Consider the following 13116-nt stretch of genomic DNA (forward strand, 5'->3'; position numbering starts at 1 on the left):
ACTCCCAAGCGGGAAAGAACTGCCTTTAATACTTTGTCGTCCCGTTTAAAATCAAATCGACAAGTAAACTATATTGTCCAGCTAACGTTTTGGGCTTTTCCTTCCATTGTGACATGGTTTGGCCCAATGTTAGTAAGCAAAAACGGGCAGCATCCTCTGGCTGAATACTTTCCCTGAGCATTCCTTCTTTTTGCATTTCCTCAAAGATTTTAATAAACGGATCCAAATATGTTTCTTTCCACAAGGAAAAAATACGTTTGCGGTTTTCCTCTTTAAATTCAACTAAGATATCATGCACCATCATCATCATGCTTGTAGGATGCTCTGCAGACAGAACTTCTAACATTCCTTCAAGCCGCTCTGCAATTGTACCATCGCCAACAACATGTATCCTTTTTTGAATGTGCGAAACAAACCTTTCTAACATCGCTATGTAAAGGGATTGCTTGTCTGAATAATGGTAGTAAAGAGCTGGCTGCGTTATTTCGCATTGGGCCGCAATCTCTCTTGTTGTGACAGCTCGGTAGCCCTTTTCCATGAACAATTGCTGTGCCACATTTAATATACGGCTCTTCGTCCATTCGGGATCCTTGCGATTTGCCTGTGATTTTTCCATCGTAGATCTTCCTTTATCTATATAATCTCCTCTATTTTAGCATGAAAAGGGCCGTCCGTTTCCAATAATGTGTAAGTCTTAACTTACACATTATTAATAGAGCAATATTTAAAATTTTATTATAAATACATAAGGAACTCACGTTCGTTTATGATATAATCGTAATACAATAGACTGGCTTTACATGAGGGTTAGGCACATTTCCTCCTGGGAATTTTCCCATGAAGGGGGGTGTTGCCTATGGATACGAAGGATGTGTTAACACTGATGATTTCATTCGGTATGTTAATCGCGTTTATCATGTCCGGTTAGAAAAACTCGCATTCCCTCGTCCTTTAGGGAATGTTTATGTTTTTCTTATACTTGGTACTTCAAAATTTTAGCTGCATCGTAAATGCTTCCTAGTTAAAATTTGGTTCTATGTCAAATGTGGTGGGTTGAATCAACCCATCACCTTTTTCATTTCTTGTTGCCAGAGAATTTTCTTCTTTAATCTCTCGAAGCCTTTGATTCCATAAGAATTGCGTTTTATTACTTTAATCGTGTTGTTCACACCTTCGATGTATCCATTGTTATAAGGATATACAAAGGCTTGTAAAATCTCTTGTCTCCAATTTAAAAAGGTTTTTCTCACACGATGAAAGGCTTCAATCCTTGACCTCTTTAAGGATGCTAAACAATGATCTAGGTTTTTACTCGCCGTTTGATGATCACTTTCCTTAAACCATTTCTCCATCATGACCTTCAATTGGTAGGCCTCTCTTAAACGGGTATCAATCTCTAGAAGCTTTTCAACTTTTTCTTCTTGGTCTTCGTCCAGATTAAAATGTGACTTCCATAATAACTTCTTACCTCGCTTCATTTGGAGGCGGATGGGTTTATCGACATCTGCTTGCACTTGTCGTCTCACTTCATCCAAAGCCCAATACACTTGACGCATGAAATGGAAACGATCAGCGATAATAAGCGGATGATCAAGCACATCACAGACAGCTTTCTTGAACCACTTCGACATGTCCATGACGACAATTTCCACTTGACCTGTATCGCGGGAACGCAGATACTTTTTAATGGTATCCACTTTCCGATCTTCTAAAATATCAATAATATGTTTATTTTCCACATCGACAATGACCGTTTGAAACCGTTCGCCTCCGGCGTCACCTTTAAATTCATCTATGGCTATCGCTCTCGGGAGTACTCGGTTTGTCTTTATGTTTCGACGATCAAACAGTCGCAAAAGGCGAGTGTCCGTCAGGCCAGTCCATCTCGCAGCTGTTTTAAATGAGCTGGAAGATGTATACATCAAAGCTTCTGCTTGCACAGAGGTGGTACAACGTTGATAGCGATCTACCATTTGAAGTCGTTCGTAAAAGGTCTTACCACAATCCTTGCACAAATATCTGCGTTTCCGAAGGAATAGTTTACCTGTTGGTTAGGTAATACGGGCCCTTGAATCGGTTGAATTCGATAACTATGAACCCGTTTGGTTTTACATCGGCAGAACGGACATTTCTGCTGACGTTTTTCAGTATAAAGTTCAACAATCAAGGCATCCGAACCCTGAGATATATCCCACACCTTCACATTATTATCTTTTATCCCTAACATTTCTATGATAAAATGGTTTTGCATTCGTTCTCTCTCCTTTGCCTTTTGTGTCGCAACTTTAGGGTATCAAAAGAGAGAGAACGGTGCATTTTTTTACATCTTTAAAACATTGGCAGGACAAGAAGCACCACCACATTCATTGTAGAGCCTAAAATTTTATACATTCCTAACGTGAAAAAATGAAAAATAACCCCTCATGTGCTTTAGCCAGGCCTTGAGGGATTATTTCCTAAAGTGTGCCACCCCTTACGTCGGGTTGGTCTATTGTACCGTTCCATGTGTCCAGCATGGAACGGTTTTTAATATTTTATATGCTTCTTATTAGATTATACCATGAATTTGTTTCATGTACACTGTAATGTAACCATGAACACCTTTCAATGGCACAATCCTCTCACGACAATTTTTTTATGCTCTTACCTCTCAAACAGAAACACCCTCCTCACCTCTTAATCAAAGCAACACAACAATATAATATTAAAATCTAATAATTATTTATTGTAAAACGATAAATAATATGGTAAATTAAATAAGACAAAAAATTAGTGAGGTGTTTCGCATGAAGCAAGGATCAACTACCTTTTAAAAAATAGCTGTGTTCCTAATGGGTATCCCAGTACTAGCTTTAGCTATTCTTTTATTACCTAAAATAGGAATGGAAGCAATGGATCAGGCTGCAAGTGGTGGTACACAGTTGGCTTACATGGTCTTTGGAATTTTATTTATCATGTATGTATCGATTATCCCATTTTACTTTGCTTTGTATCAGGCTTTTAAGCTTTTAAGTTATATTGACAAGAACAGAGCGTTCTCTGATATTTCGGTAATCGCGTTAAAGAAAATAAAACAATGTGCCATTACAATCAGCGGCTTGTATGTTATCGCGCTGCCACTTGTTTATATCATAGCCGAGTGGGATGATGCTCCAGGGCTTATCATCGTTGGCATGGTCCCAATTGGCGCTTCCCTAGTGATAGCAGTCTTTGCTGCCGTTCTCCAAAGACTTCTAAAAGAAGCAATTAATATCAAATCTGAAAATGATTTAACGGTCTGAGGTGATAACATGGCGATTATAATTAATGTTGATGTGATGCTGGCAAAAAGGAAAATGAGCGTTACCGAATTATCCGAAAGGGTTGGAATCACAATGGCTAACCTGTCTATTTTGAAAAATGGCAAGGCCAAAGCAATTCGCCTCACGACGTTAGATGCGATTTGCAAAGCATTGGATTGTCAGCCAGGGGATATTTTAGAGTATCGAGATGACGAGGAAGAATAATTACGCAGACTTGTAATATTTTCAAAAAAATCCCACCTTTGCTTGAGCTGAGCATAAGTGGGATTTTGTCTTCATCACCTTTTTAAATACCCTAGAACTTTCTCCACTTCCTCTTTAGAAAAGCCCTTCGCAAACGACTGATCGATCCTAACAGCTTTCCCAAAGTGAAACTGCGTACCGCCTGTTGCCTGCTTGATTTTTTCTATATTATTTGCAGAAAGTCCTGCGCCAGCCATAATAGATGGATCTTGAAGCTCACGCTCTAAACCAACCAATTTAATAAGCTGCTCTAGCCCCGCTTCGCAATTTGCCTTTCCACCAGAAGTCAAAATGCGCTTAACGTTCTTTTTATATTTAGACAACGTTTCATAAGCTTCTTCCTGTGATACCACCTCGTCAAACGCGCGATGAAAGGTCATATCAAGGTGAGGAAACAGATGAAAAAGCTTGCTTAACATTGCTTCATTTATGGTGTGATCTTCATTTAACGCCCCGAAAACAACCCGGTTGCCTCCAAGCCGCTCAATGGCTTCGATATCCTCACAGATCACCTTGAACTCGTCTTCCGTATAAAAGAAATGATGGCTGTGAGGGCGGATCATAATTTGCACGGGGATTTTCACATTCTCAAGTACTTGCTTTATCGTTCCGTAGCTTGGTGTAAGTCCACCTTCTGAGATAGCGGATACGAGTTCCACCCGGTCTGCTCCCAGCTCCTCTGCCTGAATTGCTTCCTGTTTATTTTGTACGATAACTTCTAGTTGCATGTTCATTCGCCCTCTCTTTATAATATGAAGCTTCAATCTGTAGGGGTTGTCTTTCTTCCACCACTGATTGTTAGTTGAACGAACCGGGGGTGTTAGCGTTCGTTTACTCCCACTTAAACATCATAGTTTCATATCATGTTTTGAAGTGGGGATCTTAAGGATAGTTGCACCGCGACAAACTCCCTTAAGAAGGCGCACCCCAAATCCATTTGCCCTCTTCCCATGATATCCATATTGCTTCCATTACCATATCAAGGTGCACCTATTTAGTATTTTTCAACAAAAATTGGATGTAACTACTACGATACCCCTCTATTTAATTTTACGTTGCTTCAACAGACCTAACACAATGGGGATAAATGAGCTACTTATGATTACGGGTAAAACCCATGCTCCAAATCCGTTACTCCATCCGAGTGCTACTGTTATGGATTGGACTAAAATGACAGCAAAGAGGATGAAGCAAATATTCTTTAATAAATTTACCATTTTTCGGCTATTTAAATAAAATTCGGCTGCATTTTCTTCATTTATTCGTTGCGGATAATTATGCGTTTCTGGGAATTTTTCAAACACCTGCATTAAAAATGCAGTAAACAACCCGACAATAGGTAGAATAAGTAATTCTAATTTGGAACCCCACCTATCAACCTCTCCAGAAGCATTATAATGTGCCGGGACTTCTTCTGGAAGCATTCCCCAACTAAAGATTAAAAAGACAACCGACCCTAAAAAGGAGAGGTAACCAATAATGTCTGAACCCCACTCCATTTTCGTTTTAGGTATGTTTATTTTTGGTCTATTCCAAGTTCCTGACATCTCTCACCCTCCTTTTTTGTCTACGAGATTGCTATATAGATGGACATCGCGAAAATGACAAACGTCCCCAATAAGTGAAGCTTTTCTCTCTTTTTATTTACATCAGGATAAACCATTATTTTTAAAAACCTATACATCATAACGATAGTTAAAATAACCATTATGGATAAACCAACCGGATCGAAATTGCTTTGTATGTCCCAGAAAATCGTGAACAGCAATACTTGTGAAAGAAGCGCTAAAGTTAATTTAAGACTAGAGTATCTATCACTGAAAATAGCATATGCAACACCTTGGCCTGACACGCAAGCACCTCCACACAAGGTTAAAATAGTGTAAGACAAATTTGTGTATTAGCTTTCTACTTTATTATATCGGTATTTGTAATCTCTGACTTAGCTATTCGCCACTCACCCTCTTCTCTCACAAAGGTTTGTTCAGACCTTGCTATATGGTCACGGTAGGAAAGACCTTCTGCGACATATGTAGCAGTTGCTCGTTGTTCAGCTTCTATGACAATACGCTCATCTTCCTCTTCCAAAATCTCAAAGCCTAACAATTCGTACTCCATATCATAGTCTTCAAAGAAACCTGCGATCTCCTTCTTTGTGCTTTCCCTGCCACTTTCCACAAGTGTAGCTAAATAGGCATCCATGTCCTCTTCTTGTATGGCTTGTAGATTTCTTTTCAACACTTGCTTTACTTCGCTAGCATTCTCACTTAAATCCTCTGCCGGTGTATCGTTAACAGTAGGTCCACTATTGGAGCATCCTATCAGCAATATAGGAAGCGCTATCATAATTAGGAAGCCTTTTTTCATCGTATGCCCTCTTTCTATGTATGGTTTCATATTATGTCCTACATTAAAATCGTACTATACCCATTGCAAAATGGGAAGTACATATTCGCTACCGTGTATTACTATGGGCCCAAAGCCAATCCAGTGTACAGTACAGGGGAATACAGAATCAAGCCCTTCAAAAGAGAGTTTTTCTTTGTTTAAGAAGAGATAAATACTGTTTTTCTTTTCATACATAATAGGGTATACTTCAAGTAGGAAGTAATATAATAATAAAAGCCGCTTGGTGCTATCAACACCAAACGGTTTTAAGCACAGTAGCCCTTCGAGGGGGCAGCTCACAAATTAGAGCAAGAAAAAAATAACCACACTAATTGCTTGCTAGGCTATGGGTGGTTATTTTTTTTGATTAAAAGACAGCACTGCGACAATCAAACTGGCAAATGCCACAGAAAACATAAGAGTTTCGAATACTGTCATTCTCTCACCCCCTAAAAAAGGGCATGAACCAGGCCCTATGAAAAGCCTTATGTACGTAATTACATAATAGTATAACAGTTGATCTTCTATAGAGATGTAAAATAATAAGGATAAGCTACCTAAATAGTCCTTATTTTCTGATAAAAATAGATATCTTGGCGGATTGTCCTATTTCGAATAGATTGTTAAATTTATAGTAGTTGGATGTTTTTTACATTCATTAAGATTGAAAAGAGAAAAAAGAGGAGGAGAAACGATGAGTAACCGTAAAAGAGTATGGTTTGAAGAAGCTGGAAAAAGGCTGGATCCTGGGTTAGTGGAACAACTGCAATTAAATCGAAAAGATGATCCATTAGAAACAGGTAATAGAAAAATCCCGGTAATTGTATACCTTAACTCCGATTGCGAACATGCTTCAAAAGATGACCTCCTTAAAACCTGCAACAAAGAATCCCATAATAAATTAGAAAAAGAGTTAGCAACTGTAAATGGAATCAGGGGATATTTAACACCTGGGAAAATTAAACAAATTAAGGATCATAACGCTGTGGACCGTATTTTTCATGATCGAATTGTAACAGCTTATCTTGATATAGCAAGTAATCATATTCGTGCGACTAACGTTTGGAAGGAACACAGCGTAAAGGGTAAAAATGTTTCGATCGCTGTTATTGATACAGGTGTGCACCCACATGAAGACTTGAAGGATCGAATTGTAGCTTTTAAAGATCTTGTTAATGACCGAAAGGATACCTATGACGATAATGGCCATGGAACACATTGTGCTGGAGATGCTGCGGGGAATGGTCAACTCTCCAATGGACAATATTCAGGTCCAGCTCCAGAAGCTACCATTGTAAGTGTGAAGGTTCTGGATGAACAAGGGAGCGGAAGGTTGTCCACTATCATTGAAGGGATTGAATGGTGTATAGACAAAAAAGAAGAACTTAATATTAAAGTCATCTCCTTATCTCTTGGAGCGACAGCATATGAATCGTTTAGGGACGACCCATTAGCGATTGCTGCGCAGCAAGCATGGCATCAAGGTATTGTTGTTTGTGCAGCTGCTGGTAACAGCGGACCAGCCCCAACAACGATTGGTACCCCTGCTATTGACCCGTTTATCATTACAGTCGGATCTGCCTATGACCAGGATACACTTGAACGATCCGATGATGTAATCGCAGACTACTCTAGCAGAGGACCGACCATTGATTCCTTCGTGAAACCTGATATTTATGCTCCAGGTACAGACATCATATCTCTTCTCTCTCCGGACTCTGCACTAGAATACCAGCTTCCAGAACAGATTGTCGACGAAAACTACATTCAGTTATCCGGAACATCTATGGCAACCCCAATTTGTGCTGGTGTTGTGGCATTAATGCTTGAAGCCAATCCGAATCTTAGTCCAAATGACGTGAAAAGCATTTTAAAAGCAACCTCTCATCCAATGTTCGATGACCTGTGGGGCTATATTGATGCGGTAGACGCAGTGGAAATGGCAAAAAACTACTACAATGCACAACAAACGGCGCAAGTATCAACTACAAAAGGATAAGTGTAACGGGTCCATTATGAGGTCCGCTAAACTATATATCATAGTAAATTGAAAAGGAAACCACAACTAAAATCGTAAAAAGGTCGCAATATAATTCAAAGATGGAGCTTGAATTAACAAGCTCCTTTGTTATTGGATAACTATTTTCTTCTTAAATAATTATGGAAGAATATCAGACAAATCGATAAATTCTAGTTCAGTTTCTGCTTCTGCCTTCGAACAATAAACGGTAATTTTATCATAGGGTTTCATGCTGTCTTGCCATGATTCAACTTTGCTCAGAAAATCTTTCCCGCTTTCAGAAATTTTGAAGCTCTCCAACTCCTTATTGATATAACAAATTGGTGCATTACTTTCTAAGTCACATTGGTGGTCGACAGTTCCGATAAATCCACCTTTACTATCTTGTGCCATAATATCAACATGTGGAACCGTAAAAAACTCTAAACGTGGAATATCATCGTCAAATATAAACTGAATATCATAATCGTTAGCGTATCTTTGATACTCTACATTTCTGTTATGAGCCCCCATTGAATAAATGGTTGCTCCTGCTGATATAACCTCAGTATCTTCTAAATTAACAATTACCGCTCCAGAGAATGCTGTTCTATCTAGATAAATTTTTCGCATATAACCCCCCCGTTTAATCTTAATTTTAATGTAAATGCTCATTACTTTTGTGATTTCTTATTGAACTAAACTGCCCCGTTAGTTTAACAAGTCACGCTTCAATGCTAACATAATATTCCATAAACAGGCCTTAAAATTTTAGATTAGAAAAGGCGATCATTTAAGATCGCCTTTGTTTCATTAGATCACGCTTTAAAATCATCAGCCCTAATAAAGCCTTATTCCTACGATTTCATCCCATCAACAAAGCTTTTGGTTATAAGCTGCGGTCGTGTTATTGCCCCACCAACCACTACAAAGGCTGCACCAATTTCCAAAGCTTTTTTCGCTTGCTCAGGGCTACCGAAATTTCCTTCCGCCACTACTGGTGTGGAAACCTCTTTAATTAGCTCTTCGATAAGAGAAAAATCTGGTTGTGCCCTGTCTTTGGTATAAGACGTATAACCCGACAAAGTCGTGCTAATATAGTCACATCCCAATTCGCGAGCATTTTTCCCTTCCTTCAGCGTAGAAATATCTGCCATTACCTTCTTACCTAGCACCTGTTGTATGTAATCAACCAATTCTTCTAGCTTTTGCGGTCTCGTCTGCTCGGTTGCATCAACGGCTATAATATCTGCTCCAGCTTCAGCAACACTTTTTGCATCCTCGGTCGTTGGTGTGATAAATGCATCAAAGCCTTCATAATCCTTTTTCCATATACCGATGATTGGTAAACCTACCTTTTCTTTGATTTGCCTTATATCAGAAGGACCGTTTGCACGAATGCCTACTGCCCCGCCTTGCACAGCTGCTAATGCCATTGCTGCCATATGTCCATTTCCATGAAGGGGTTCATGTTCTAGGGCTTGGCAAGAAACAACCAAGCCTCCCTTTAGTTCTTCCATCAAATCCTCCTCTTCCTGCCTGCTTTATTAAGCTCAACGTAACTAGTAATATACCGTTACTTTACTTCCTCTACTGACTTGATAATCTCCGTCAAACTCATCTCTTTCATGGAACCAATTTTTAAATGATGATCTTCAAAAGGAAGGTGTTCTGTAACGGGATTTGGCACAATAATTGTTTTTATATTCGCCTTGCGAGCAGCAATCAGCCCATTTAGAGAATCCTCGAATACAATTGCTTCCTCTGGTTTTACAGCCAATTCCTCAATAGCCTTTAAGAACAAGTCTGGAGCCGGTTTTATATTTTCCACATCATCTGAAGTAACAAAGTGATCAAAGTAAGAGATCAACCCAAGGTTTGTAAGATGTGTTGTCACCCATTCACGTTTTGAACTAGATGCGAGGGCAATTTGATAGCCAGCTTCTGAAGCTGCTTGTAAATAATCCTCTACTCCCTCTCTAGCTTTAGCTTCTTTTATTCGTTCAGCATGGATAACATCCACTTTTTCTTGAAAACCCTCTAGTTGAAATTCCCCTTTCAATTCCTCATCTATGTAACTTAACAATGCGGTATCTTCCCCACCTACACCTTTAACAAATTCAGAAAGTGGGAGGTCAAAATCATATGTCTCTTTTAAAATTTGTTTATATGTATCATACCAAGCCGTTTCTGTATCCAAAATAAGTCCATCAAAATCAAAAATTACTGCTTTTATCATGTATATTCTTCCTCCTTATATTCAAACTATTCTATTAGGATAACACGAAAACAAGAATTGTTGAGAGCCAAAAGCTTGTCTCCTTCACACATAGAGACGCCCTTTCCAATAGCGCAACAAAGCGATTGCAACCTTTATAACGAACAATTCCTGCCGATTCGCTCATATAAACACCCAGATTGGGTGTTTATACTTTTATCTTCCTTACCAAACTCAAGGTAAACATAAAAAAATTTAGAAAGCACCCCCTGCCCCAACTTTTTTTCGATAGTAGTTATGGACACCTATATTATCGAAAAAGGAGTTTTTCAAAATGAATTATATTAAAGAAATCAATGGTTTTCACAAACGAAATATCTTTGAGCCCCTGTCCAGTTCTGCTGTCTCTCTTTGGTTTACCCTCATGCATTTTCAAAACCTTTGCGGGTGGAAAGAACAATTTTCTGTTGCAGCAAGTCAGCTCCAATCCCAAAGTGGCCTTAAAAACACTAGTTTTAAATCTGCACGCAGAGAACTACAGGACAAAAATCGAATTATTGTTACCAATCGTGGCAGTAATCGATCCGCCATCTATCAAATGATTTCCCAAGTTGAGGATTGCGAACAAACGCAAGGAGAAAATACGCCATCCAAAATTACACCGTCAAAGCCACGACCTGCCAAAAATTCAAAAGAGCAATCAAAGCTACCAATCACTGAAAGCCGTTCTACATCAGAAACAACCAACCAGAAAAACAACCACAAAACAGACTGCAGTTCCGCCCACACAACCGGCCCATTCATTAAACAAAACGAAATAATAAACAAAAATAATAAACAAACCAATACAGCTGCAAGCCATTTCTACACGACACACTTCAATGAACTAACGCCACATATTTCCAAGGAAATAAAGGAGTGGGCCGCTGCTATGAACGAAGAACTTTTGGTTCATGCAATGAAAAAGGCGTTGAAGAAAAATAAGATAACCTGGCGCTATGTCCGAGGTATTTTAAAGGCATGGGAAAAGAAAGGAATTCGGACTGTTGAGCAGGCGAGAAAGGAAGAAATGCAATTTTCCCGGCAGCGTACACGCTATACAGGAAATGTCCAAACAGAAATAGTGCCGGAATGGTTTTATGAACAGAAGAAGATGCGAAAAACAATGCAACCTAAAATTGTGGTGGATCCGGAGAAAGAAGCAGAAGAATTGAAAGCATTGTTGGGTCAATTTGCAAAGGCGGAGAATAAGTGAGGCTTCTATTTGCCTTATGCCTAAAAGCAAAAAATTAGGAGCACCCCAATAAGCTACAGGTGCTCCCAAACTACTAAGAACTTATTTTTTCATAATGCCTTTTCGTCACTACTAATAAAAGCATTAAAAGTAGCTCAAATCCGTTCGTCACAGCTGAACTCGCAAAATCAAATGGAATCACGTTAAAGACAAGAATGATACATAGAGCACCAAACATCCATGGCCATTTCGTCAACTTCCACAGGATAATACTCGTCACGAGCAACACGGCCATAACCAATAAAATCATGATTGGTGGACCTGAAGAGGATTCTACTGTGTTATAGCGAAGCACACCATATTCCCATACTGGCTCTAACGTTTTATTAAGGATACCTGTTTGAATTTCATAAACGATTAGGCCAGCTGTAATGAGGAGGAAGCTACCTAAGGCAAGCCTGCTTTTTCTCCATTTTTCATTCGTTAAACGTAATAATCCTAATGCATAGAATACAAGGGTCGGCGTAATAAAGGCATGGAGCCAATAGCGCATTTCGTTTAAGAATGCCAGCAATTCTCCTTCCCCAATGACCTTGCCACTTGCGATCACGGCATTATCAAAAATAAGTCCAATAATCACAAGGTGAACAAAAGAACGCATGGACCAGCGGAATTGAGTTGGTGTAGCACGCAAACTCCAAATTAGGATTACGGCATAGGCTATGGCGTAGAAAATGTAAAGAAACGTATCCAATTTCATCCTCCTTTATGGGCGAGTTTCGATAAAGTGAAGCTTCCTTTGGTAGGGGTTTTACTGCCAGTTTAGGCTGGATAAAGCACTACTACTGCATTTCGTTTTCTGTTGTATCCTGTTGATCTAACCATTCTATGATTACGTGCATGATCTCATTCTGCTGCTTTTCAACCGAAATGGTTGCATCCCCGTCTCCTTTTTGCGGACCGTACACGCCAAACTGAGCATGATTCCCACCCTTTATTTCATGTAATTCAGCTTGTTCAGATAGGAGATGTTTTGTGTCTTCTATCTTAGCTAGTGTTGTTAATTGATCATGCTCCGCATAAATGGAAAGCATCGGCATCGACACATCTGAGAAATCGGTGCTATCACTTGGATAAGACCCAAGTAAGATGACACCATCCACGACATCTTGGTTGTTCATAGAAAAGCTTGTTGCTCCAATACCACCTAAAGAATGTCCTGCAACATACCAACTTTTCATCTCGGGATGCTTCTCAATTACCTGCTCTGCTTTGTTTAAATCAAGGATAGCGAGGTTCAACCGTAAATTTGGTATGGCAACAAAGTACCCTTGCTCTGCTAATCGCCTACCATAATAGCTATAGGCATCTGGTTCTACCTTTGCACCTGGATAAAGTACAACTCCAGTATCCGCGCCTCCCTCTGGCTCGAATAATAACCAATCTTCTTCAGAATGAATGTCTTCTTTATCAACAAGTTGAGACAGCGTATCTGAGGCTTCATATGTTTGTTGGGTCCAATAATAAAAAACCCCTGCCCCTACTAAAATGATTGCTAATAAAACCGTAAGTATAATCTTGAGTGTCTTTTTCATTTTTTCTCTCTCTTTCTGTTTTTGCTTACTTACTTTTCTTATTTATATCATAGCCGTTTTCCCTTATCAATTGATAAGTAAACTTAAATTTTACATGATTATATTCAGGTTAAGTCTCCAGCACTAATGCTTCTTCC

Annotated in this window: 15 protein-coding genes and 1 pseudogene; 5 read left to right on the forward strand and 11 right to left on the reverse strand. The window is 39.2% G+C overall.

Annotation, left to right across the window (positions count from 1 at the left end):
• Positions 1-25 precede the first annotated feature (25 nt).
• Entirely contained in the window at positions 26-616 is a 591-nt protein-coding gene (locus tag BN988_RS09935; protein ID WP_036575779.1) for a TetR/AcrR family transcriptional regulator, read from the reverse strand.
• Positions 617-856: 240 nt separating this feature from the next.
• Here BN988_RS09935 and BN988_RS19435 point away from each other — a divergent pair, with 240 nt between their 5' ends.
• Positions 857-928, forward strand: coding sequence for a putative holin-like toxin (locus BN988_RS19435; RefSeq protein ID WP_220473663.1), 72 nt, complete (start codon positions 857-859; stop codon positions 926-928).
• Positions 929-1058: 130 nt separating this feature from the next.
• Here the strand turns inward: BN988_RS19435 and BN988_RS18655 are convergent.
• A pseudogene (locus BN988_RS18655) lies at positions 1059-2251 on the reverse strand (ISL3 family transposase).
• A 580-nt stretch (positions 2252-2831) separates the two neighbouring features.
• Here BN988_RS18655 and BN988_RS09945 point away from each other — a divergent pair.
• Together BN988_RS09945 and BN988_RS09950 are read left to right on the forward strand one after the other, a co-directional pair.
• On the forward strand, positions 2832-3281 hold the full coding sequence (locus BN988_RS09945; protein ID WP_051557798.1) for a DUF2975 domain-containing protein: 450 nt from the start codon (positions 2832-2834) through the stop codon (positions 3279-3281).
• A 9-nt stretch (positions 3282-3290) separates the two neighbouring features.
• Positions 3291-3506 carry a helix-turn-helix domain-containing protein gene (locus BN988_RS09950; RefSeq protein ID WP_036575782.1) on the forward strand — a complete coding sequence of 72 codons (216 nt, stop codon included), beginning with the start codon at positions 3291-3293 and terminating at the stop codon, positions 3504-3506.
• Between the two features lie 74 nt (positions 3507-3580).
• Here BN988_RS09950 and BN988_RS09955 read toward each other — a convergent pair whose 3' ends face one another.
• The 4 genes from BN988_RS09955 to BN988_RS09970 form a co-directional block, all read right to left on the reverse strand.
• Positions 3581-4279, reverse strand: a complete 699-nt coding sequence (locus tag BN988_RS09955; protein ID WP_315970417.1) for a copper homeostasis protein CutC — start codon at positions 4277-4279, stop codon at positions 3581-3583.
• A gap of 306 nt (positions 4280-4585) precedes the next feature.
• Positions 4586-5092, reverse strand: a complete 507-nt coding sequence (locus BN988_RS09960) for a DUF1648 domain-containing protein (RefSeq protein WP_036575784.1) — start codon at positions 5090-5092, stop codon at positions 4586-4588.
• A 20-nt stretch (positions 5093-5112) separates the two neighbouring features.
• Entirely contained in the window at positions 5113-5397 is a 285-nt protein-coding gene (locus BN988_RS09965) for a hypothetical protein (RefSeq protein ID WP_036575787.1), read from the reverse strand.
• Positions 5398-5453: 56 nt separating this feature from the next.
• Positions 5454-5912, reverse strand: coding sequence for a nuclear transport factor 2-like protein (locus BN988_RS09970; RefSeq protein ID WP_051557800.1), 459 nt, complete (start codon positions 5910-5912; stop codon positions 5454-5456).
• Positions 5913-6627: 715 nt separating this feature from the next.
• Here BN988_RS09970 and BN988_RS09975 point away from each other — a divergent pair.
• Positions 6628-7932, forward strand: coding sequence for a S8 family peptidase (locus BN988_RS09975; protein WP_036575789.1), 1305 nt, complete (start codon positions 6628-6630; stop codon positions 7930-7932).
• Between the two features lie 159 nt (positions 7933-8091).
• Here the strand turns inward: BN988_RS09975 and BN988_RS09980 are convergent, their stop codons facing one another.
• The 3 genes from BN988_RS09980 to BN988_RS09990 form a co-directional block, all read right to left on the reverse strand.
• Positions 8092-8565 carry a hypothetical protein gene (locus tag BN988_RS09980; RefSeq protein WP_231495212.1) on the reverse strand — a complete coding sequence of 158 codons (474 nt, stop codon included), beginning with the start codon at positions 8563-8565 and terminating at the stop codon, positions 8092-8094.
• A gap of 224 nt (positions 8566-8789) precedes the next feature.
• A complete protein-coding gene (locus BN988_RS09985) occupies positions 8790-9455 on the reverse strand; it encodes an N-acetylmannosamine-6-phosphate 2-epimerase (RefSeq protein WP_187120240.1) in 666 nt (221 codons plus the stop codon).
• 53 nt (positions 9456-9508) lie between these two features.
• Positions 9509-10171 carry an HAD family hydrolase gene (locus tag BN988_RS09990; RefSeq protein ID WP_036575796.1) on the reverse strand — a complete coding sequence of 221 codons (663 nt, stop codon included), beginning with the start codon at positions 10169-10171 and terminating at the stop codon, positions 9509-9511.
• Positions 10172-10484: 313 nt separating this feature from the next.
• Here BN988_RS09990 and BN988_RS18360 point away from each other — a divergent pair, with 313 nt between their 5' ends.
• Positions 10485-11405: a DnaD domain-containing protein gene (locus BN988_RS18360; protein WP_051557802.1), complete on the forward strand. Its 921-nt coding sequence runs from the start codon at positions 10485-10487 to the stop codon at positions 11403-11405.
• 73 nt (positions 11406-11478) lie between these two features.
• Here the strand turns inward: BN988_RS18360 and BN988_RS10000 are convergent, their stop codons facing one another.
• Entirely contained in the window at positions 11479-12138 is a 660-nt protein-coding gene (locus tag BN988_RS10000; protein ID WP_036575797.1) for a hypothetical protein, read from the reverse strand.
• 88 nt (positions 12139-12226) lie between these two features.
• Entirely contained in the window at positions 12227-12979 is a 753-nt protein-coding gene (locus BN988_RS10005; RefSeq protein ID WP_036575799.1) for an alpha/beta family hydrolase, read from the reverse strand.
• Positions 12980-13116: the final 137 nt, after the last annotated feature.

It is taken from the genome of Oceanobacillus picturae (genome assembly GCF_000612865.1).
GTDB lineage: Bacteria > Bacillota > Bacilli > Bacillales > Amphibacillaceae > Oceanobacillus_B > Oceanobacillus_B jordanicus.